The organism is Cryomorphaceae bacterium 1068, from assembly GCA_027214385.1.
Lineage (GTDB): Bacteria > Bacteroidota > Bacteroidia > Flavobacteriales_D > Cryomorphaceae > JAKVAV01.
The window spans coordinates 392687-415709 of the sequence record JAPVXR010000002.1 but is presented as its reverse complement, the minus strand read 5'-3'; the positions used below and the strand labels follow the sequence as shown (position 1 = coordinate 415709).

Sequence of the window (23023 nt, the reverse complement as noted above, 5' to 3'; positions counted from 1 at the left end):
CACCCCCATTTATGGTGCGTAGACTGACCTTTGTAACTCTTGCGATCTTTGTACTCTGCGGCGTTTTGACAACGCCCGAGGCAAAGGCTCAAGACCCTACTTTCACGCAATTTTATGCGAATCCGCTCTATCTGAACCCCGCTTTGGCTGGAACTGCTACCTGTCCCAGGGTGGTTTTCAACCATCGGAATCAATGGCCTGCTTTATCAGGAAACTTTGTGACGAACAGCGTTTCTTACGATCAATATGTAGATGCTGTGAGCGGAGGACTAGGACTTTACGTCCTGAGCGACAATGCGGGTAGAGGGACCTTGACCCAATTTTCAATAAATGGTATCTATTCTTATCAATTAGCCTTGACAGATAAGATTTCTATGGTAGCAGGATTCCAAGCCAGCTACTTTCAGAGAAATCTGGATTGGGGTAGCCTGACCTTTGGAGATCAGATTGACCCCAGACGTGGATTTATATACGAGACACAAGATACTCCTCGGGGTGGAAAAGTCGATAATGTTGATTTTAGCACAGGCTTTGTCATATTTAGTGAAACCTTCTTTGGGGGTGTAGCCGTACACCACCTATTCGAACCGAATGAATCACTAATTGTGCAAGAAGCACCACTAGAAAGAAAGTATACCGTCCATGCAGGAGCTAAATTGCCTCTTGGCAAAGACATTAAAGGGACTACTGATACCTATATCTCCCCTAACATTCTTTACCAACAGCAATATGATTTCCAGCAAATCAATTTAGGTCTTTATATTCAAAAAGGGCCACTAATTGGTGGGGTGTGGTATAGATTCGAAGATTCATTTATCATCTTGTTAGGAATCGAAACAGATCGATTCAAAACAGGATATAGTTATGACCTAACCACCAGTCGCTTGACTACAGAGACGGCTGGCTCACACGAGATTTCTTTTGCTTTCAACTTTAACTGTAGGCCGAAGAAAAAGAAATTCAGGGCAATAAAATGCCCCGCTTTTTAGTTTTTCAGTCTCAATTTGAATACCTGCATACTAGAAACCATAATTCCCATGAAAGTCTTTTCAGGAAAATTTTTAATAGTAGCCTTGATGGGCGGAGTAATTGTCTCTACCTCTTCTTGCAGCTACGAAAGCTCAAGCGCCACTGGTTGGAATTACAACGACCCTGCAAATGGTGGATTTGAAAAAGTTCTCTACACTGAACAAGAAACAGGTCCAGGTCTGATTCTGATCGAAGGAGGAACATTCACTATGGGTGCTACAGAAGAAATGGTGATGAAGGATTGGAATAATATTCCGCGAAGAGTTACCGTGTCTTCCTTCTACATGGACGAAACTGAGGTGACCAACGTTTACTGGTTGGAATATCTTTATTGGTTGCGTCGAGTATATGGAGCAGATTACCCCGAGATTTATAGGAAAGCCCTTCCTGATACATTGGTGTGGCGTTCTCGCTTGGCCTATAATGAACCTTATGTCGAATATTACCTGCGCCATCCAGCTTACAATGACTACCCTGTGGTAGGCGTAAACTGGCTACAAGCCAATGACTTTTGTGCTTGGAGATCTGACCGTGTGAATGAGGCGATCTTAATCCGTGAAGGTTTATTTGAGCATTTTCCTCAACAAATTAACGAAGACCATTTTGATACAGATGCCTATTTGGCAGGTCAATACGAAAGCGGAAAGCGAGTAGACGGTCTGTCTGATTTAGATCCTGATCAAGAGTTCAGGAATGTGCGTATGGAAGATGGAATTCTCTTACCGAGATACCGCCTACCAACTGAAGCTGAATGGGAATTTGCAGCGTATGGATTAGTAGGAAACTCTTTCCAAGAATTGGTGACAGAAAGAAAAGTATACCCATGGAACGGTCACTACGTTCGTGAAGGAGACAACAACAGTCGTTTTTACGGTGAGTTGGTTGCAAACTTCGTAAGAGGAAAAGGTGACTACATGGGTGTGGCCGGAAGTCTTAATGACAATGCAGACGTCACAGCCCCTGTATATGCGTATCAGCCAAATGACTATGGTCTTTACAATATGGCAGGAAACGTGAGTGAGTGGGTAATGGACGTCTATCGCCCGTTAAGTCCTGAAGACATGGATGAATTTCGTCCATTCAGAGGTAATGTCTACAAAACTAAAGTTCTCGATAGTGAAGGGTCCATTGATGACAAACTTACTGTTGTGACCTACGATGTAGAAGGTGTAAACCAATACATCAAGGACTTTGACGAAGAAACTCAAGGAAAATTAAATCCTGAAGAAGCTCAACTCATGGAAAACCTTAATTCTTTCAGCGAACAAGCTTTGGAAAGAATGAATGAAGGTAAAGCAGACGAAGCATACACATTGGTTCGCGATGCTATTCAAGCTATCCGCACCAGCGGCGTGAGAATAGCTCCTGAACTTCTTAGTGGTGTTGGAAATTTTGTTGAGGACACTCCGGGTAATGTGAGAATGAGAAAAGTTCGACCGGAAGAAAACATTGACAGAGACAATTATCGCTTGGCAGATAACATTGACTACAAAGATGGAGACTTCAATTCAAGCATCAACTACACTTCTCCAAATGCGGATGAGGCCTCTATGTATGATTACGGAAACACTACCTTGATAAGCAATAGAGCACGAGTTTATAAAGGTGGTAGCTGGAGAGATCGAGCTTATTACTTAAGCCCTGGTACCAGACGCTTTATGGACGAAAGAAAAGCAACTGCAACTATTGGTTTCAGATGTGCCATGGATCGAGTAGGAAGCCCGGTTGGTTTCAACCAGTCCAGATAAAAACTCTGTTAAATAAAATTTTTAAACACCCGATCGTCTTGGTCGGGTGTTTTTATTTTTGGGCCTATGGAAATCCAAGATCTCTACAAGATTTATCTGAGTAAGCCTCGAGTGACTACCGACACCCGCAAAGAGGTAAAAAACACTATCTTCTTCTGTCTAAAGGGGCCTAATTTCGACGCTAACACTTTTGCGCTCACTGCGCTTGAAAGAGGTGCTGCACACGTTGTGGCCGATGACCCTCAGCTTAAAGACAATCCAAACATTACCCTTGTATATGATGTGCTGACTACTTTGCAAAAACTCGCTCGTCATCACAGAGATCAGTTCAAGTTTCCTGTTATTGGTTTGACAGGTAGCAATGGAAAAACCACGAACAAGGAGCTTATTGCCGCTGTCCTATCGCGGAAGTACCGTACCTATTTCACTCAAGGTAATTTAAACAACCACATTGGTGTCCCTCTCACCTTGCTCTCCATTCCTCTTGATGCTGAAATGGCAGTCATCGAAATGGGAGCCAATGCTCAGGGTGAGATCAGAGATCTCAGCAATATCTCCGACCCGGATTATGGAATGATCACTAACATTGGTAAAGCCCATCTCGAAGGGTTTGGAGGAATAGAAGGGGTTAAAAAAGGAAAATCAGAACTCTACAAACACATCAAAGCGAAGAGTGCCAAGCTCTTCGTGAATGGGGACGACGAAGTATTGATGGAGCTGTCAGAGGGGATAGAAAAAACACTATTTGGTTCAAGCCAAAAATTCTCCTGCAATGGTTCGATTCAAAAACGGAAACCCTTTATTTCTTTTGATTTTGAACACCAAGGAGAAGCATCAGGAGAAATTCAAACACAGTTGGTAGGTACTTACAATTTTTCAAACTTAATGGCGGCCGCTTGCATCGGATGCTATTTTGACGTTTCAGTCAATGAGATTGCTGCGGCTCTAAAGGCATACAGGCCGAATAACAATCGATCTGAAATGGTTGACACAGGCAAGAACAAGCTAATACTCGATGCCTACAACGCCAACCCCAGCAGCATGGAGTTGGCGATGAGCAATTTCGCCGAAATGGATCATGAACCAAAGTTGGCACTGATTGGACACATGCTCGAATTAGGTGAGGAGTCCAAAGTTGAGCACCAAAAACTCGTTGACCATTTGTCTAACCTCAAACTAAGAGCTGTTTTAGTCGGAAGCAACTTCAATGAAGTGAACAAAAAAGGGTTTCACTACTGTGAAACCCCGAAAGAGTTGAAAAAATGGCTTCAAGCCCATTCAATAGAAAACCATCTGATTATTGTAAAAGGAAGCAGAATGGTGGCTATGGAAAATGCAAAAGAGTTCCTCTAGTCTTTTAGTATCGTTCTGGAAATGACAACCTTCTGAATTTCAGAGGTTCCTTCGTAAATCTGGGTGATCTTGGCATCACGCATCAATCGTTCAACGTGGTATTCCTTCACAAACCCGTATCCTCCATGCACTTGAACAGCTTCCACAGTTACGTCCATTGCAACTTTCGAAGCAAACAACTTGGCCATTGAACTAGCATAGTCAAAGTTCTCGCCATTGTCCTTTTGCTGTGCTGCCTTCAGACAAAGCAATCGAGCAGCTTCAATTTCGGTAGCCATATCGGCTAACTTGAAGGCGATAGCTTGATGCTGGTGAATCGGTTTACCGAATGCCTGTCTTTCCTTGCTGTATGCCAAAGCCAATTCATAGGCGCCACTAGCAATTCCGAGAGCCTGCGCGGCAATCCCAATTCGTCCCCCAGAAAGTGTTTTCATGGCAAACTTAAATCCAAAACCATCCTCTCCCACTCTATTTTCTTTGGGAACCTTCACGTCTTGAAACATCAAAGTATGGGTATCGCTTCCGCGAATTCCCAATTTGTCTTCTTTGGCTCCGAGTTGAAATCCTTCCATCTCTCTTTCTACGATCAGACAGTTAATTCCTCTGTGGCCCTTGTCCGCATCTGTCTGTGCGATTACTAAATAAATGGAAGCAGTTCCACCATTGGTGATCCAGTTCTTCGTTCCGTTTACCAGGTAGTGGTCTCCTTTGTCAATGGCAGTTGTTCTCTGAGAAGTAGCATCAGATCCTGCTTCGGGCTCACTTAAGCAAAAAGCACCGATTTTCTCCCCCTTAGCCAATGGCACCAAGTATTTCTCCTTTTGCTCTTCAGTGCCATACTTTTCCAAACCCCAGCAAACCAGGCTATTATTTACCGACATACAAACAGAAGTAGAAGCGTCGACTTTAGAAAGTTCTTCCATCGCGAGGACGTAAGAAACAGTGTCCATCCCACTTCCACCATATTTTGGATCTGTCATCATTCCCATAAAACCTAGCTCAGCTAATTGTTTTACTTCATCTTTGGGAAACCTTTGTTCGTTATCGCGCTCAATCACGCCGGGCTTCAAAACATTTTGAGCAAAATCCCGCGCCGCGTCTCTTACTGCAATTTGCTCTTCAGTCAATTGAAAATTCATAATTTATCGTGGTTTAATTTTCAGCGTCGCAAATTTACAGTTTAATTGAAAACAGAATTTATGCAGTCAAATTCACCCTACTCTACTGACTATCAATTCGGAATCGGCTCAATGACCGGAACATCCCTCGACGGTTTGGACTTGGCTTTGTGCAAATTCGATGAGAAAGGATACGAAATTCTCGATTTCAACTGCTTTGAACTCCCTGCTCAATTGCGAAAAAACCTGAATGATGCTTACACAAAAAATGGCCGTGAGTTTTTTCAAATCGAAAATGACTATTCTAGATTCATCGCTGAATGCATTAACAGTTTTCAAAATAAGACAGGAAGTCTTGCCCGATTTATAGGGATACACGGACAAACAATTTTCCATGAACCGAATTCTCAGCTCACGGTTCAGATGCTAAACGGAGGACTTATCGCTGCGGAAACAGGGCTAACAACGGTCTGCGATTTTCGTCGTGCGGACATGGCACTTGACGGCCAAGGTGCACCCTTGGTTCCCATTGGGGACAGGGATCTCTTTGGCGAATACAACGCTTGCCTAAACCTAGGTGGATTTGCGAATTTGAGTGCTAAGGTAGATGGAGAGAGAGTCGCTTTTGATATCTGCGCGGTCAATATCGTTCTTAACCTCTTGGCAAAAAAAATAGGAAAAGATTACGATGACAGAGGCCAAATCGCCGCTTCGGGAAAATTAAACAGAGAACTTTTAAATCAACTGAACTCCTTAGCCTTTTACAAGGAGAGGCCACCAAAATCCTTGGGAAGAGAATGGATGGAACAGCAAATCCTACCTCTTCTTGCGGGAATTGAGAATAATACGGCCTTGCGCACTTTTACCGAACATGCTGCTCAACAAATTGCTGCATGTCTGCCTAGAGAAGGAAAAGTCTTGTTGACAGGAGGTGGTGCTTACAACGATTTTCTGATTTCTTTGATCAGAGAGCGGCTCCCCGAACTTCAAATTACCATTCCTGAAAAAAAACTCCTCGAAGGAAAAGAGGCGTTGATATTTGCATACTTAGCAAAATTGAGATTAGAAGGCGAAACAAATGTTTTGGCGTCTGCAACAGGTGCTTTTCGAAATTCTTCTTCAGGTGCGGTATATATCCCCTGAACCATAGACATAATTTAAGACAAGATTAAGGGAGAACATTCTTGAGGCAAGATCGCTTTTGATATATTTGCGCGTCATTAAAAACACCCTCATGAGAGACCTGCTGAAAAAATTTGAAGAACGCTCCCCGGAAATAGTTTTTGAATGGAGTGATCCCGAAACAGAAGCAGTCGGCTGGGTAGTAATCAACAGCCTCAGAGGAGGTGCCGCCGGAGGTGGGACAAGGATGAGAGTCGGCCTAGACCGCAGAGAAGTTGAATCTTTAGCAAAGACAATGGAGGTAAAATTTACCGTTTCGGGGCCACCGATAGGTGGAGCCAAAAGTGGAATCAACTTCGACCCACAAGATCCTCGAAAGCACGGTGTTTTGCAGAGATGGTACAAAGCAGTGACACCACTTCTCAAAAATTATTATGGTACAGGTGGTGACCTCAATGTAGATGAGATCCACGAGGTCATTCCAATTACTGAAGACTATGGACTTTGGCACCCTCAAGAAGGTGTGGTAAACGGCCATTTCAACCCGAGAGAAAATGAAAAAATTCACCAAATCGGTCAATTGCGCTTTGGAGTTTCCAAAGTAGTTGAAGACGCTCATTATTCTCCTGACCCTTCTCGGAAATTTGTTGTTGCTGATTTGATCACAGGTTATGGCGTAGCGGTGAGTGTAATGCATCATTACGCCCTAAGAGGCGAGGACTATAAAGGAAAAAGGGCCATCATTCAAGGCTGGGGAAACGTTGGGGCCTCAGCTGCGTATTATTTGGCGCAAGCCGGTATTTCCGTGGTAGGAATTATCGATAGACAAGGAGGATTGATCAAGCAAGAAGGAATGGCATTTGATGAGGTAAAAAATCTTTTCTTAGAGAAAGAAGGCAATGCCCTAACAGGTGAGAATTTATTGTCATTCGATGATGTCAATTCAAAAATCTGGGATACAGAAGCAGAAATATTCCTCCCTTGCGCAGCATCGAGATTGATCACCAAAGACCAAGTAGACCGAATGAGTGATGCAGGCCTCGAAGTAATTGCAAGCGGAGCGAATGTTCCATTTGCCGATTCAGAAATTTTCTTCGGGCCGATTATGGAGTACACGGATAAAAAAGTAAGTATCATTCCCGACTTTATTTCAAACTGCGGAATGGCCAGAGTATTTGCCTATTGCATGGGTAAGGATGTTGAAATGAGTGATGACGCTATTTTCTCTGATACCTCAGACATCATCAAAAACGCAATACAGGCTGTTATAGATAAGCACCACAATAAAACTAATATCGCGGAGACAGCTTTTGAGATAGCTCTTTCGCAACTCGTTTAAGATGGAAATAGCAATTATAGTAGTTTTTGTCCTCGGCTATTTAGCCATTGCATTGGAGCATCCTTTGCACATTGATAAAGCCGCTTCGGCTTTGATTTTGGGAGTGGTATGTTGGGCGCTTTTTGTTCTCGGAGTAGATGCGATCCCGTCTTTTCTAGAACACGATTATTCTGTCTTTCAAGACGAAAATGCAATGTTGGCAGCTAATGAAGTCAAGCCGATGTTCTTGGAGCACCGCTTGCTGCATCACCTCAGTGAAATTGCTAGCATTCTCTTTTTCTTGATGGGAGCCATGGCCATAGTTGAAACGGTTGATGCCCATGAAGGATTTAGAGTGATCACAGATAAAATCAAGACAACCAACAAGGTCAAATTGCTCTGGATTTTAAGTATCCTGACCTTCTTTTTTAGTGCCGTTTTGGACAACTTGACTACCACCATTGTAATGGTTTCCCTATTGCGGAAATTGATTGAAGATAAAAAAACACGTTGGTTCTTTGTTGGATTTTTGGTAATCGCTGCAAACGCAGGTGGCGCATGGTCTCCTATTGGAGACGTTACTACTACGATGTTATGGATTAAGAAACAATTGCCTTCTACCCCTTACATCATTCAACACTTGATATTACCAAGTTTAACTACAGTTTTGGTGCCATTACTCTTTTTAACTTTTAGGATGAAAGGGAATGTGACCCGTCCTGCAGGCCGAGGCGCTCACGACGAAGAAAATCCGGCCTCCGCTAAAGAGCGGATGATCATTTTCATTTTAGGAGTATCAGGACTTCTTTTTGTTCCGGTTTTCAAAACGGTTACTCACTTGCCACCTTTTATGGGAATGATGCTTAGTTTGGGGGTGATATGGATCGTTACCGAAGTTATGCACAAGCGCAAGAATATGGCAGCCAAAAAGCAACTAACCGTACTGTGGGTACTTCGCAAAATCGACACGGGCTCGGTGCTCTTCTTCCTTGGAATTCTCTTGGGTGTTGCAGCCATGCAAGAAGCAGGTCTCCTTCGTCAAGCCGCAGGTTGGCTAGATACCACTGTTGGAAATATTTATGCGATCAATTTAGCAATCGGCCTACTCTCAGCGATTGTTGATAATGTGCCACTCGTAGCTGCAGCTCAGGGAATGTATCCTATTGCTGTGGAAGGTGTATTCGCTGCCAATGGAGACTTTTGGTTATTTTTAGCTTATTGTGCAGGTACCGGAGGAAGTGCTTTGATCATCGGATCAGCTGCAGGAGTAGCAGCTATGGGTCTCGAACGAATCGATTTCATTTGGTACATGAAGAAGCTTTCACTGCTCGCAATACTAGGCTATTTGGCAGGAGCCGGAGTATTCATACTCTTTAGTGCATAATTTGTTTGCCACCCCGTCGTTTATACCCCATATCTAAACTATCCTTGTTTGCATGAATACACCCTTCATTTTGCAAATCAATCCTAGTGCGGCGGCTGACAGCCTCGCTACTGGTGAAGTAACAGAAGAAACGCTCTCTATCCTGGAATTGCTCCAAGGCGGTGGCTGGTACATTATGATACCGCTTGCCATTCTTTCGGTATTGGCTATATATATCTTCGCCGAAAGGTGGATGGCCATATCCAAAGCACAGAAAGAGGACAAAGACTTCATGAATCGAATCAAAGACTACGTAAGTGACGGAAAACTAGAAGCGGCACGTAGCTTTTGCCAATCAAGTAATACTCCGATTGGCAGAATGCTGGACAAAGGTATAGCTCGTGTAGGCAAGCCAATGGACGATGTAAGCGCATCTATCGAAAATGTCGGGAAACTTGAGGTGTATAAACTGGAAAAAGGATTGGCTCTTCTCGCGACCGTAGCCGGTGCAGCTCCAATGATCGGATTCCTCGGTACTGTAATAGGAATGATCTCTACGTTTCATGCCATGAAGATTTCTGATGCAGGAGTTGAAATTTCGGCATTATCAGGAGGTATCATGCAAGCCATGATCACTACTGTTGCGGGTTTGATCATCGGTATCATTGCATACATCGCCTACAATACTTTAGTAGTTAAAGTCGACAAGGTTGTTCACCGAATGGAAGCCAGATCAATCGAGTTTATCGATTTACTTGAAGAACCAGGAAAATAAGCGATATGGATCTGAGATCTCGAAATAAAGTCGATCCAAGTTTTTCCATGTCGTCCATGACGGATTTGGTATTCTTGCTATTGATTTTCTTCATCATACTATCAACACTGGTTAGTCCGTATGCCCTTCCGGTTGATTTGCCCGTGAGCAAAAACAGGGCGAAGGACAAACAGACCATTGCCTTAAGAATAGATGAGGACTTGATTTACTCTGTTGACAATGAAATTATTGATCCGATGGCCCTCGAAACCACTTTGGCCGCGCAATTGCAAGGGGTAGAAAAACCCGGAATAATTTGTTTCGTTGATCAACAAGTACCAACAGGTAGAACCGTAGAAGTTTTGGATATTGCCAAAAGAAATCAGTGGAAAATAGTATTGGCTACAAAGCCTGAATAAATGCAGACTCAAGAAGAGAAGAAGAGAAAGACCAAAGCGGTCATCGTAACCATCGCATTTCATGCTTTGGCTTTGATCTTATTTATCTTTTTTGGATTGAAACAGCCCAATCCTCTTCCCGAAGATGCGGGCGCATCGGTAGAGTTCGGCTGGGATACCGATGCAGGTGGTCCTGACATTATCAGTCCTACTCAGCAAGTGCAACAACCAGAAACGGTGCAGGAAAGCCAACCCGAGGTAGTAGAAGACCCTGTGGATGAAGTAGCAGAAGAAGCGGAAAGCGAAATCGCGGTTCCAAAGCCGAAAGAAGAGAAACCAAAACCAGCAGAGGAAAAGAAGCCCGAGAAACCGGTTGAAAAACCAAAGCCGAAACCTACCATCAGCGATCAGCTTAATGATGCACTTCAGTCTTTAAACGAAACGAATAATCCAGGTACAGGCCAAGGTGAAACAACAGGTGATGGCGATCAGGGAAATCCCGACGGCACGGATGGCGATGGAATGATCGGTAGCGGAAGTGGAAGCTGGCAATTGGATGGCCGAAGCATGCTTCCCGGTTACGGAACCAAAATATCTACTACCAAAGAAGAAGGTATTGTCGTTATAAATATTTGGGTAGATAAAAATGGGAAAGTCACTAAGGTGCAACCCAATCTGCGCGAATCGAATACTACTTCTCAATACTTGATCAATCTGGCCAAAAATGATGTCTTGAATAACTTCAAGTTCAATGGCGATCCTGATGCTGCCATTTCGCAGCGCGGAAAAGTGCGATATGTCTTTCAACTCAAGTGATGACGTACTCCGAAACGGTTGATTATTTGTTTAGTCAACTCCCCATGTTTCAGCGGGTGGGAGCAGCGGCTTACAAAGCCGATTTATCCAATACTCTTGCTATTTGCGAAATCTACGACAACCCCCAACACAAGTTCAAATCTGTGCATGTGGCGGGAACCAACGGCAAAGGATCGGTGGCACATGCTCTAGCTTCAATTTTTCAAGCTTGTGGATACAAAACAGGATTATTCACTTCACCTCATCTCAAAGATTACCGAGAACGCGTCAAGATCAACGGAGAGATGATCTCTGAAGATTACGTCGTCAACTTTGTGGAGAAATTCAAAAACGGCAACCATGATTTAAAGCCATCCTTTTTCGAACTGACCTGCGCGATGGGCTTCTCCTACTTTGCCGATGAAGAAGTCGATATCGCGATTCTGGAAGTCGGGATGGGTGGACGCTTGGACTCAACCAATGTGGTGATGCCCGAAGTATCTGTGATCACACATATTAGCAAAGACCATCAGCAGTTTTTAGGCGATACCATAGAACTGATTGCCTCAGAGAAAGGCGGAATTATTAAAAAAGGAGTACCCGTTGTTATTGGCGAGAATACATATTCCGTTAGGGAAGTGTTGGAGAATATAGCCGCAAAAAAAGGCGCTCCTCATTATGACGTATTTGCCAATTCACCTATGCTTGATACTGATCTTCAAGGGTCGTATCAGCGGGAAAATATGCGCACGGTAGCGATGGCAGTCCGAGCCATGCGCGAAAAAGCTTGGGAGCTTCCACAAGAAAAAGTCGAGGGAGGCGCAAATTCAGTTGTTTTGCAAACAGGATTGAGAGGCCGATGGGAAGTGATTGGTGAAATGCCTACGGTAATTACAGATGTGGGACACAACGAAGCAGGCGTTCAACAGGTGGTTGATCATTTGCGCAAGCAGACTTACGTTCGATTGCATGTTGTCTGGGGAATGGTCGGTGACAAGGATTCTAAGACCATTTTATCCCTCCTGCCCAAATCGGCTACCTACTATTGGTGCAAAGCTGATGTGCCTCGCGGAAAAGACGCTGAAGAACTCGCTAATGAAGGAAGCAAACAAGCTCTGGTCGGAAAGGTATACCCTTCAGTTTCCATAGCATTGGAAACCGCTAAAAAAGAAGCGCAGCTCAACGATCTCATTTTTGTTGGAGGAAGTGTTTTTGTTGTTGCAGAAGTAATTTGAGTCCTCAGCCAATTTTTTTTTCTTCTACAGTTTGCTACGATAAAAAATCATCTATATTTGCACTCCCGAAAACAAAAAGGGCGATTAGCTCAGTTGGTTCAGAGCACCTGCCTTACAAGCAGGGGGTCGTAGGTTCGAATCCTACATCGCCCACAAGAAAAACTACCCCGACCACAGTCGGGGTTTTTTGTGCCCAAACTTTTTGCTGAGCTCGCTCAGAGCAAAATTTTCGGACGCAAAAAAGTAAACCTCAGCGAAGCAGAGGTTTTGTTTTCCATGAGCACCAGGGCCTCCGATGAATAGGATCAATGAGATTAATCCTTCGGTCAGTTTACTACCAATCATCCACTAAACCTTTTTCCCACCCGATCATCCCACTCCGTTTCCGAATAGAGGAATTCAGTTCTAGATAACGTCTAAACAACCTACTTTCGCAATATGCGTATGGCTAAGGCATATCTGAACTACCGTCTCAAAGCGAAAAAACGCCACGGAGTACATTCGCCTTTTGTGTACAATCTGAGTGAAGAGGTCTTTTATAAAAGCTCCACAAAGAAAGCTGAGGAAATAGAGGCAGTTCGAAAAGAATTGCTTCGAGATCAGACCTTGATTGAATTGGTTGACTACGGGGCAGGTTCACGAATATACAAAGGCTACGAACGATCGATTTCCGAGATAGCGAAAACAAGCTCCTCCCCCACTGCCATGGCTCAACTAATGCAGCGTCTGATCTCTTTTTTGAACTTGAATAATGTATTGGAGTTAGGGACAAATCTCGGGATCACCACAGCATATTTGACTGCCGCCAACCCAAACGCAAGAGTAATAAGTCTTGAAGGAGATCCATCATTGGCCTCTATCGCCGTTAAAAATTTGCAAAAGATTGGCTTGGAGGCTGAAATAATTGAAGGAAGATTCGAGGATACATTAGATTTGGCATTGGCCAAAATGCCAACGGTAGATTTCGCTTACATTGATGGAAATCACAGGAAACAACCTACCTTGAACTACTTTCAAACAGTATTGGAAAAAACCACAGAGAATTCTGTTTTAGCCTTTGGCGATATCCATTGGTCTCAGGAAATGGAAGGAGCTTGGAATACAATTAAGCAGAACAAAACCGTGACTTTGACTATTGATTTATTTGATCTTGGCTTAGTGTTTTTCCGAAAGGACAGAACAGAAGCAGAACACTTTATTATACGATTATGAGCACACCCATTATAAAAGTAGAAGACCTTGCGAAGATTTACCAAGTAGGTTCGCAGGAGGTTCACGCCCTTCGAACAGTAGATCTGGAAATCGACAAGAGCGAATTTGTGGCCTTGATGGGCCCTTCGGGTAGCGGGAAATCCACTCTAATGAACATCTTGGGCTGTCTTGACACACCCAGCCGAGGAAAGTATTTGCTCAATCAAAACGATGTAAGCCACATGGATGATGACGAATTGGCAGACATTCGAAACCGCGAAATTGGCTTTGTCTTTCAAACGTTTAATCTCTTGCCACGTTATTCCGCTCTGGAAAATGTAGCCTTGCCCCTGATTTACAAAGGTGTTGGAAAAACACAGCGCACGGAACGTGCAGAGGAAGTATTGGAACAGGTTGGACTACAAGACCGAATGGACCACAAACCGAATGAGCTTTCAGGGGGACAGCGCCAAAGAGTAGCCGTTGCCAGAGCTTTGGTAAATAATCCTTCGATCATTTTAGCCGATGAGCCGACCGGAAATCTAGATACGAAAACGTCTTATGAAATCATGGGGCTCCTCGATGATATCCATAAAGCAGGAAACACCATCATTTTGGTAACGCATGAAGAGGACATCGCCGAACACGCTAAGCGAATCGTCAGACTTCGTGATGGGGTGATTGAAACCGATACTAAAGTCGCCATTGCGTAATGCCTCTGCTCATTTCGTAGAACAAGTTTGCGGTTTTGCCGTTAAGCCCTTAAACCATTTTTACATGAAGATTTATACCAAAACCGGTGACGAGGGCAAAACCTCTCTACTCGGTGGATCCAGAGTTGCAAAATATCATCTCAGAATTGAGTCGTACGGGACCGTTGATGAACTAAATACGGCCGTGGGAATGCTGCGATCAATGGAATTACCTACAGGAATAGCTGAGGTATTGATCGAAATTCAGAATAAGCTGTTCATCGTCGGCTCGCAGTTGGCCTCTGAGCCAGGCGAACCGAAATTCAAAATTCCGAAACTTTCAGAAGAAGACACCGTTTATCTCGAAACAAAGATTGACAACATGGAAGATGATCTACCTCCCATGAGAAATTTTGTTCTTCCTGGTGGACATCCTTCGGTGGCTCAGGCACACGTAGCTAGATGCATTTGTCGAAGAGCAGAAAGAATCGTTCTCCACTTGAAGGACGAAAGCGATGTCCCCCCTGAGATTCCGGTCTATTTAAATAGGTTATCCGACTTTTTCTTTGTATTAAGTAGGAAGTTGGCAAAAGACCTTGGAGCCGAAGAGATTCCTTGGAAGAGTAGCTGAATATTAAATATTGATTAACAGCTTTTTAGAAAACAGTAAAAACACTTGATTGTGAAAGTAAAAAAACTACTTTTGCAAAAATCGAAAATACCGTCAAAACGACTTCACTATGTACTGGACATTAGAATTAGCATCTTACCTCGAAGACGCACCGTGGCCTGCCACGAAAGACGAATTAATTGATTTTGCCATGAGAACCGGTGCTCCTATGGAAGTTGTGGAGAACCTTCAAGAAATCGAAGAAATCGGCGAGAGCTACGAAACTATCGAAGACATTTGGCCCGATTATCCAACTAAAGAGGACTTCTTCTTTAATGAAGATGAATATTAAAGAATTTCAAATCATCCTTGATTTAAACCCACGCCAAGTCGTGGGTTTTTGTTTTCCGCCATTTTGGCACGTTGATATTATTCGGTATGCTTTGTGAGTATGGCTGAACAGTTGAAACTAAGATTTCATAAAGAGGAATTGGGTACCTTTAGGCTCCCGATGAAAAATCGAAATTAAGATTACACCTATGCTAGGTTCTGTTACTAAAACACTCAAGAAATTATTCGGAGATAAATCCGAAAAAGACGTCAAAGCGGCGAAACCTTTGGTTGACAAAACCAAAGAGTTTTACGAACAATTCGACTCTTTGACGCACGATCAGTTGAGAGCAAAAACAAATGAGCTCAAGGCCAAGATCAAAGCAGCTACGAACGATCTGGAAAAAGAAAAAGGCGCACTCCAAAAACAAGTGGACGACGATCCGGAAATGGAGATTGAAAAGAAAGAAGAGTTCTTCAAACAAATCGATGATATCGTAGCCAAAACGGATGATAAAATTGAAGAAGTACTCTTAGACATTCTCCCTGAGGCGTTTGCTGTCGTAAAACAAACAGCAAAGAGATTCAAGGAAAACGAACGAATAGAAGTTACAGCTACAGATTTTGATCGTGACTTAGCCGCCTCAAAAGGAAGCATTCTTATTGACGGCGAAAAAGCCATTTGGAAAAACTCATGGCTAGCAGCAGGAAGCGAGATCAAGTGGGACATGGTACACTACGATGTACAACTGATCGGTGGTATAGCACTACACGAAGGAAAAGTAGCCGAGATGCAAACAGGAGAAGGTAAAACCCTTGTGGCCACCCTACCTGTTTATTTAAATGCCTTGACCGGGAAGGGAGTTCACCTTGTAACAGTGAATGATTACCTCGCCCGACGTGACTCAGAGTGGATGGGTCCGATTTACGAATTTCATGGTCTTTCGGTAGACTGTATCGATAAGCATCAGCCCAATAGCGATGAGAGACGCAAGGCGTACAAATCTGATATTACGTTTGGAACAAATAACGAGTTTGGATTTGACTACTTGCGTGATAACATGGCCAGTAGTCCTGACCGATTGGTTCAGCGCAAACACCACTATGCTATCGTCGATGAGGTCGATTCGGTGTTGATTGACGATGCTCGAACACCACTGATCATTTCAGGGCCTACTCCAAAAGGAGATGAGCACCTCTTTAATGACCTCAAACCAAAGGTTGAAAAGCTCTACAATGCTCAGAAGAAATTGGTCACGGGCCTTTTGGCAGAAGCCAAAAAGAAAATCGGAAACCCCGATGAGAAAAGCGCATCAAAAGAAGAGCTCAACGAAGGGAGTCTATCGCTTTTTAGAGCTTTCAGAGGTTTGCCTAAAAACAAGGCGCTCATCAAGTACTTGAGTCAGCCGGGTATCAAGCAGTTGCTACTCAAGACTGAAGGCTACTACCTACAGGACAACGAGAAGGAGATGCCCAAGGCAGACGCTGAGCTATACTTCACCATTGACGAGAAGAGTAATGGTATCGAGCTCACCGAAAAAGGTACTGATCTGATTTCTTCGAATACGGAAGACGCGGACTTCTTTATTCTTCCTGACATGGGTACTCTCATGATGAATATTGACAATGCAGAAGTTTCGGATGAGGAGAAAGTGAAGCAGAAGGATGAGCTGATGCGAAATTACTCTGTAAAGGCAGAGCGAATTCACACCATCAACCAATTGCTCAAATCTTACAGTCTATTTGAGAAAGATGTAGACTATGTAGTGATGGACAATAAGGTGAAAATCGTTGATGAGCAGACCGGTCGTATCATGGAGGGTCGCCGATATAGCGATGGGCTTCACCAGGCAATCGAATCAAAAGAGAATGTAAAAATTGAAGATGCCACGCAGACCTATGCGACCGTAACTCTTCAAAACTACTTTAGGATGTACCACAAATTGTCAGGGATGACGGGTACAGCCGAAACGGAAGCGGGCGAACTTTGGGATATCTACAAACTGGATGTGATGATCATCCCGACCAATCGACCTATCGCAAGAGAAGATAGAGAAGATAAGGTTTACAAAACGAAGCGAGAAAAATACAATGCTTCTATTGACGAGATAGTAGAGCTATCGAAAGCAGGAAGACCGGTACTGGTCGGAACAACATCGGTAGAAGTATCGGAATTTTTGAGTCGATCTTTGAAGATGCGCGGAATTGAACACAACGTGCTTAACGCGAAACTCCATGCTCGAGAAGCAGATGTAGTGGCTGAAGCGGGTCGCCCCAGCGCGGTAACAATAGCCACCAATATGGCTGGTCGTGGTACTGACATTAAATTACGCGAAGGAGTAAAAGAAGCAGGAGGACTAGCGATAGTCGGTACGGAAAAGCATGACTCTCGTCGTGTAGACCGTCAGCTACGAGGTCGAGCTGGTCGACAAGGAGATCCCGGATCGTCACAGTTCTACATTTCACTGGAAGATGATTTGATGCGTCTTTTCGGTTCTGACCGAATTGCCAAAATGATGGACCGATTGGGACTTGAGGAAGGTGAGGTGATCCAGCATTCTATGATCACCAAATCAATAGAGCGAGCACAACGCAAGGTTGAAGAAAACAACTTTGGAATTCGAAAGCGCCTTTTGGAATACGACGATGTGATGAACTCACAACGCGAAGTAATCTACAAAAGACGCAAGCATGCCCTCTTTGGAGATCGATTGGAGCTGGACATCCAGAATATGTTCCGTGACTTGGCTGAACAGGTTGTAATAAACAACCAAGAGGCCAAGGATTATGAAGGCTTCAAAATGGATTTACTGCAATATTTTGGAATGGACTCACCTATCTCTGAGGATGATTTCGTTGGAGCAAAAGCACCTGAACTTACCGAGACGATTTACAAGCAAGCTCGTGAGGGATACAAGCGCCGCATGGAAGCGGTAACTACTTCGGCTATGCCTGTGATCAAGCAGGTACATCAAAAGGAGAATAATTTCGAGAACATTGCAATTCCATTTTCAGATGGTAAACGATCACTACAAATTGTCGCCAACATTGAAAAATGTCTGGAGAGCGAGGGGAAAATCCTTCGAAACTCTTTGGAGAAGAGCGTTACACTTTCCATCATAGACAACGAATGGAAGGAGCACCTACGTGAAATGGATGACTTGCGTCAATCGGTTCAAAATGCCCGATTCGAGCAAAAAGATCCACTTCTAATTTACAAATTCGAGTCATTTGAATTATTCAAAAAGATGATCGGAAGAGTGAGCAAGGAAGTTGTTTCATTCCTTTCTAAGGCTGCATTACCGGGAAGGACAGATCAGGTTCAAACGACAAATCGGACAACAACAGCCAAGGACGACTCGAGCAGATTGCAAACGAGCCGCCCCAGAGTTGAGCAAGCAGCTCCATCAAATGGGAGACAAGGTGGTCCAACGAGACAAGCACCACCTCCTCCGGTTAAAACTGAACCTGTAAGAGCTGAAAAGAAAATAGGTCGAAACGATCCTTGTCCGTGTGGTAGTGGAAAAAAATACAAGCAATGCCACGGCAAGGCAGTTAGCCAAGTCTAGTCGCTCAAAAAAAAGATAGAATCTAAAAAGCCCCGACGGAAATCCGTCGGGGCTTTTTAGTATCAGTGAAGAAACTGCTTACTTCATTTCAGCAATCATCTTCTCGTTCATTTTAATGTATGGCTCATACTCAGCAGCCTGGGAAAGCTCTAAAGATTTCTTAGCAGTGGCCAAAGCCATTTTCTTGTCTCCAACGGCTTTGTATGCCTTAGCTAGCGTGTGTGTATTCCAGAATACCTCTTTCATCTCTACAGATTTCTTAGCCCACTCAAGTGCCATCTGAGGATCTTTATCATTAGCTAAGTAGTAACTGGCTGCGTCCTCGTAGAATCCAAATTCACCTTCGATTTCTTTCATCTTTTTTTCCATGCTTTTTTGAGTCAGCATGTCGGTGTCAACAGAAATGGGAATAGAGAACATCATATTGCTCCACTCAAAAATCAAGTCCACCTTACTATCTTCTACATTCTCGAAAGAGAAACGCATACGCTCAACCGTCTGAGAACCTTTCTTGAAAGGCACTTCAGTAGTAGCCACGTTTAAGCTTTCGTCATAGTTACCCGTTCCGCCTTGATCAGCGTTAGAGTTAAGCATCACCATAATCTTATCTTTCATAGGAATGGTAAAGATGGCATATGTACCAGCCTCTACTACTGTGCCGTTAAAGCTCACATCATTGCTGAAAGTGATTTTTGTTGCTTTGTTTGCACCTGTTCTCCAGATCTTATCAAAAGGAACAAGCTCACCGAAGATCACACGGTCTTTTACCCCCGGGCGGCTGTATTCAACTTCCATTTCAGTAAGGCCTACCATCTGATACTCACGAGCCAAAGGGCTGGGAGAAGGAAAGTATTGTGCACTTGAAAATAATGTAGCGATGGCAAAAGCCAATACTAATACTGTTTTTTTCATGGGTTAATTGGGATTGATTTATAAGAATTTAGGCAGCTTTCAGCTGTGATATTTTCGATTTGCTAAACTTCTCTTTAGCGTATTTAGCAGTTATTTTGAAGCTCTTGATATCATTAGAACCTGGAATTTCATACATCAAGTCGGTCATGATTGCCTCACAAATGGAGCGAAGACCTCTGGCACCTAGTTTATACTCCATTGCTTTATCAACAATGAAATCCAGCGCTTCCTTTTCAAAAGAAAGCTTCACGTCATCCATTTCAAATAGCTTCACATACTGCTTAACCAAAGCATTTCTAGGCTCAGTTAGTATTCTTCTGAGTGTCTCGCGGTCCAACGGATTGAGGTAAGTCAATACCGGGAATCTTCCGATAAGTTCGGGAATTAGTCCAAAGCTTTTTAAATCTACAGGTGATACATACTGAAGAATATGGTCGGGATCAAAATCTGCATTCTCAGTACTAGAGCTGTATCCAATGGTGGAAGTCTTCACTCTGCGCTCGATGAGCTTTTTAATTCCGTCAAAGGCTCCTCCACAAATAAAGAGAACATTCTTCGTATTGATTTGAATCAACTTCTGTTCAGGGTGCTTTCTACCACCTTGGGGTGGCACATTTACTTCTGAACCTTCGAGTAGCTTCAGAAGAGCTTGTTGAACTCCTTCTCCGCTTACATCGCGTGTGATACTGGCATTGTCACTCTTACGAGCAATCTTATCAATTTCATCGATAAATACAATTCCTCTCTCAGCTGTGGGCACATCGTAATCTGCCGCTTGAAGAAGTCGAGAAAGTATGCTCTCTACATCTTCTCCTACATAGCCTGCTTCGGTAAGAATCGTAGCATCAGCAATACAAAAAGGAACATTCAACATGCGGGCAATGGTCTTAGCCATCAAGGTTTTACCCGTACCCGTTTCACCTACGAAAACAATATTGGATTTTTCAATCTCAACTTCATCTTCGTCTTCATCTTCGGTTTTCTGAAGCAGTCGCTTATAATGGTTGTAAACCGCTACTGACAGCGTTCTTTTGGCATCATCTTGACCGATGACAAAATTGTCTAAGTAGGCTTTTATCTCAGCCGGCTTTTGTAAAACCAAGCTAGACTCAAGCTGAGTATGTGCTTTTTGCGAAAGCTCTTCTTTTATGATACTCTGAGCTTGAGTAATGCAATTGTCACAAATATGACCCGTAACTCCGGCTATAAGAACATTTACATCACTCTTATTTCTCCCGCAGAAAGAACACTTCACTTCTCGTTTTTCACTACCAGCCATTGCGTGTATTTTTTAGTGCTTTGGATTCTTCACCAATACTTCGTCGAGCATACCGTACTCCTTGGCCTCGTCAGCAGTCATCCAGAAATCTCGATCGCTGTCCTCACTTACCTTTTCGAAAGTTTGGCCACTGTGATTTGCGATGATATCGTAGAGTTCTTTGCGAAGCTTGATAATTTCTTTAGCAGTGATCTCGATATCAGAAGCCTGACCTTGAGCGCCTCCAAGTGGTTGGTGAATCATTACCCGTGAATGCTTCAATGCCGTTCTTTTCCCATTCTCTCCTGCGCAAAGCAATACGGCACCCATGGATGCAGCCATACCTGTGCAGATAGTAGCAACATTCGGTGAGATATACTGCATTGTGTCATAAATCCCCAAACCTGCGTAAACAGATCCTCCCGGAGAATTAAGGTAGATTTGAATATCCTTCTTAGGATCCACACTCTCAAGAAAAAGGAGTTGGGCCTGAATGATATTGGCCACCTGATCATCGATTCCTGTACCTAGGAAAATGATGCGGTCCATCATCAGACGTGAAAAAACGTCCATTTGGGCCACATTCATTTGTCTCTCCTCGATAATGTAAGGCGTAAGTGCCTTCGCATAATCGTGGTAGTACATACTGTTGATGTTGTGGTGGTTCTTAGCGTATTTTTCGAATTCTTTATGTTCTGACATGTGCTCTTGCTATGTGATTGAAACGTGAAAGTTACCGAAAGGTTGATTAAGCTTCAGACGCCAATTCGACAAACTTATCAAACGACACTTCTTTATCACTCACACTAGCGTTTTCCTTCACGTAAGTGATTAGCTTCTCATCATAAAGCATATCGTAAATTTTACGTGCTTCTTCCTGATTTCCAAGTACTCTTTTAGCAGACTCTTCGAGCTCCTTATCTTCAGGAGCAGGCATACCATACTGAGCGTAGTTTCCTACCAAAAGCTCTTTGGTCTTCTCAACAACATCATCTTGACTCACTTTAATCGCATCTTGACTTACGAGCTCGTTGAAAATCAATTGCCACTGCAAACTTTTGCGGTATTCAGCGTAGTCTCTTTCCACTTCTTCTGCCGAGATCGGATTCTCATTAGTCAATCTAATCCATCTCTTCAAGAATTCATCCGGTAGATCGGGATTGTACTTCGCAATCATCTCTTTGCTGATGTCTCTTTTGAAGAGTCGGTCGCTATCGCTAACGAAGTGTTTTCCCAGATCAGAAGATACTTTTTCGCGAAAATCTTTCTCCGTCTTCACTTCGCCGTCTTCGCCAAAAGTCTTTTTGAAAAATTCTTCGTTTAGCTCCGCAGCTTCCATATGCTTCACCTCACGAACGATAAATTTGTAATTGTCTCCTGAGCTAGCTAGTGCATCTCCTGTAAGACCAAGCATTCTCCCTAAGTCATCGTTATCCTTGGCTAGCAACGAGGGCTGCACGTTTAACTCGTCACCTATTTTCAAACCAAAGAACTTTTTAGCCTGATCCTTGTCAATGAATTCCAGAGAAACGGTACTCTGATTCATTACACCACCCGGCACAACTTCTCCGTTATTATCAAGTTCCACGAAATCTCCTACGAGCATATCGTTATCTCCTGCCTTTTCTACGTCTTCTACTTTGCCGTAGCGACGAGCAATTCGGTTCACCTCGTCATCAACAAGTTTCTTGTCGATCTTGATGGTATAGTAGTTTAGCTTGGTCTTATTGGAAATTTCGACATCCAATTTTGGAGCTAGTCCTAATTCATAAACAAATTCAAAATCTCCAGGATTATCCCAATTTCCATTGTCAACATGATCTTCTTTCGGCATTGGGCTGCCCAAAATTTTCAAGTCTTGCTCAGCTATATAAGATTGAATGCTCTGGTTGAGCATTTCGTTCATCTCTTCAGCAAGCAATGACTTACCGTAGCGGCTTTTAATAACCCCCATTGGGATTTTCCCCGGACGGAAACCTGGCATTTGAACTTGCTTGCGAGCGCGCTTCAGTGCTTCACTGTATCTATCGTTATAATCCGTTGGCTCTACTTTAATTTTTAGAAGAGCATTTTTTTCGTCTATTTTCTCTTGTGTAATCTGCATAAAAACAAGGCATTAAATATGATCATCCCTTTGAAAATCGGGGTGCAAATATACTGTAAATCTTAGAAATGACGGTCGATTGGCCGCCATTTCAACTCAAATAAAAAGGGAGTCCGTATGGACT

Annotated in this window: 20 protein-coding genes and 1 tRNA gene; 16 read left to right on the top strand and 5 right to left on the bottom strand. The window is 43.4% G+C overall.

The window, feature by feature from the left end; genetic code table 11:
- Positions 1 to 11: 11 nt before the first annotated feature.
- The 3 genes from O3Q51_04655 (at position 12) to O3Q51_04645 (ending at position 4130) form a co-directional block, all read left to right on the top strand.
- Positions 12 to 989: a type IX secretion system membrane protein PorP/SprF gene (locus O3Q51_04655; protein ID MCZ4408083.1), complete on the top strand. Its 978-nt coding sequence runs from the start codon at positions 12 to 14 to the stop codon at positions 987 to 989.
- 48 nt (positions 990 to 1037) lie between these two features.
- Positions 1038 to 2777 carry an SUMF1/EgtB/PvdO family nonheme iron enzyme gene (locus O3Q51_04650; protein MCZ4408082.1) on the top strand — a complete coding sequence of 580 codons (1740 nt, stop codon included), beginning with the start codon at positions 1038 to 1040 and terminating at the stop codon, positions 2775 to 2777.
- A gap of 66 nt (positions 2778 to 2843) precedes the next feature.
- A complete protein-coding gene (locus tag O3Q51_04645) occupies positions 2844 to 4130 on the top strand; it encodes a UDP-N-acetylmuramoyl-tripeptide--D-alanyl-D-alanine ligase (protein MCZ4408081.1) in 1287 nt (428 codons plus the stop codon).
- Here the strand turns inward: O3Q51_04645 and O3Q51_04640 are convergent.
- Positions 4127 to 5269 (bottom strand): acyl-CoA dehydrogenase, encoded by a 1143-nt coding sequence (locus O3Q51_04640; GenBank protein MCZ4408080.1) that lies wholly within the window; start codon positions 5267 to 5269, stop codon positions 4127 to 4129. The two genes, O3Q51_04645 and O3Q51_04640, sit on opposite strands and share 4 nt — an antisense overlap.
- A gap of 60 nt (positions 5270 to 5329) precedes the next feature.
- On the opposite strand from O3Q51_04640, the gene O3Q51_04635 reads away from it, so the two are divergent.
- The 13 genes from O3Q51_04635 to secA all read left to right on the top strand — a co-directional run bounded on the left by O3Q51_04635 (position 5330) and on the right by secA (position 18625).
- On the top strand, positions 5330 to 6391 hold the full coding sequence (locus tag O3Q51_04635) for an anhydro-N-acetylmuramic acid kinase (GenBank protein ID MCZ4408079.1): 1062 nt from the start codon (positions 5330 to 5332) through the stop codon (positions 6389 to 6391).
- A 91-nt stretch (positions 6392 to 6482) separates the two neighbouring features.
- A complete protein-coding gene (locus O3Q51_04630) occupies positions 6483 to 7709 on the top strand; it encodes an amino acid dehydrogenase (protein ID MCZ4408078.1) in 1227 nt (408 codons plus the stop codon).
- A gap of 1 nt (position 7710) precedes the next feature.
- Entirely contained in the window at positions 7711 to 9072 is a 1362-nt protein-coding gene (nhaD, locus tag O3Q51_04625; protein ID MCZ4408077.1) for a sodium:proton antiporter NhaD, read from the top strand.
- A 52-nt stretch (positions 9073 to 9124) separates the two neighbouring features.
- Complete coding sequence (locus O3Q51_04620) at positions 9125 to 9826, top strand: MotA/TolQ/ExbB proton channel family protein (GenBank protein ID MCZ4408076.1); 702 nt, start codon at positions 9125 to 9127, stop codon at positions 9824 to 9826.
- Between the two features lie 5 nt (positions 9827 to 9831).
- On the top strand, positions 9832 to 10224 hold the full coding sequence (locus O3Q51_04615) for a biopolymer transporter ExbD (GenBank protein MCZ4408075.1): 393 nt from the start codon (positions 9832 to 9834) through the stop codon (positions 10222 to 10224).
- Positions 10225 to 11019: a cell envelope integrity protein TolA gene (locus tag O3Q51_04610; GenBank protein ID MCZ4408074.1), complete on the top strand. Its 795-nt coding sequence runs from the start codon at positions 10225 to 10227 to the stop codon at positions 11017 to 11019.
- The gene (locus O3Q51_04605; protein MCZ4408073.1) at positions 11019 to 12233 is read left to right on the top strand and encodes a bifunctional folylpolyglutamate synthase/dihydrofolate synthase; all 1215 of its coding nucleotides are present in this window, start codon (positions 11019 to 11021) and stop codon (positions 12231 to 12233) included. Before O3Q51_04610 ends, O3Q51_04605 begins: the two co-directional genes overlap by 1 nt.
- A 78-nt stretch (positions 12234 to 12311) precedes the next feature.
- Positions 12312 to 12386: transfer RNA gene (locus O3Q51_04600), tRNA-Val, on the top strand.
- A 291-nt stretch (positions 12387 to 12677) separates the two neighbouring features.
- The gene (locus O3Q51_04595; protein MCZ4408072.1) at positions 12678 to 13445 is read left to right on the top strand and encodes a class I SAM-dependent methyltransferase; all 768 of its coding nucleotides are present in this window, start codon (positions 12678 to 12680) and stop codon (positions 13443 to 13445) included.
- 8 nt (positions 13446 to 13453) lie between these two features.
- Positions 13454 to 14137 (top strand): ABC transporter ATP-binding protein, encoded by a 684-nt coding sequence (locus O3Q51_04590; protein ID MCZ4408071.1) that lies wholly within the window; start codon positions 13454 to 13456, stop codon positions 14135 to 14137.
- Between the two features lie 64 nt (positions 14138 to 14201).
- Positions 14202 to 14747: a cob(I)yrinic acid a,c-diamide adenosyltransferase gene (locus tag O3Q51_04585; GenBank protein MCZ4408070.1), complete on the top strand. Its 546-nt coding sequence runs from the start codon at positions 14202 to 14204 to the stop codon at positions 14745 to 14747.
- A 109-nt stretch (positions 14748 to 14856) separates the two neighbouring features.
- Positions 14857 to 15078 carry a DUF2795 domain-containing protein gene (locus O3Q51_04580; GenBank protein ID MCZ4408069.1) on the top strand — a complete coding sequence of 74 codons (222 nt, stop codon included), beginning with the start codon at positions 14857 to 14859 and terminating at the stop codon, positions 15076 to 15078.
- A gap of 187 nt (positions 15079 to 15265) precedes the next feature.
- Entirely contained in the window at positions 15266 to 18625 is a 3360-nt protein-coding gene (gene secA, locus O3Q51_04575) for a preprotein translocase subunit SecA (GenBank protein MCZ4408068.1), read from the top strand.
- Between the two features lie 78 nt (positions 18626 to 18703).
- Here secA and O3Q51_04570 read toward each other — a convergent pair whose 3' ends face one another.
- Genes O3Q51_04570 through tig form a run of 4 tightly spaced genes read right to left on the bottom strand, consistent with a single transcriptional unit; the run spans position 18704 to position 22899 of the window.
- Positions 18704 to 19537, bottom strand: coding sequence for a DUF2911 domain-containing protein (locus O3Q51_04570; GenBank protein MCZ4408067.1), 834 nt, complete (start codon positions 19535 to 19537; stop codon positions 18704 to 18706).
- Between the two features lie 28 nt (positions 19538 to 19565).
- Positions 19566 to 20816 (bottom strand): ATP-dependent Clp protease ATP-binding subunit ClpX, encoded by a 1251-nt coding sequence (gene clpX, locus O3Q51_04565; GenBank protein ID MCZ4408066.1) that lies wholly within the window; start codon positions 20814 to 20816, stop codon positions 19566 to 19568.
- Positions 20817 to 20828: 12 nt separating this feature from the next.
- Positions 20829 to 21497, bottom strand: coding sequence for an ATP-dependent Clp endopeptidase proteolytic subunit ClpP (gene clpP / locus O3Q51_04560; GenBank protein MCZ4408065.1), 669 nt, complete (start codon positions 21495 to 21497; stop codon positions 20829 to 20831).
- Positions 21498 to 21543: 46 nt separating this feature from the next.
- Positions 21544 to 22899 (bottom strand): trigger factor, encoded by a 1356-nt coding sequence (gene tig / locus O3Q51_04555; GenBank protein ID MCZ4408064.1) that lies wholly within the window; start codon positions 22897 to 22899, stop codon positions 21544 to 21546.
- Positions 22900 to 23023 lie beyond the last annotated feature (124 nt).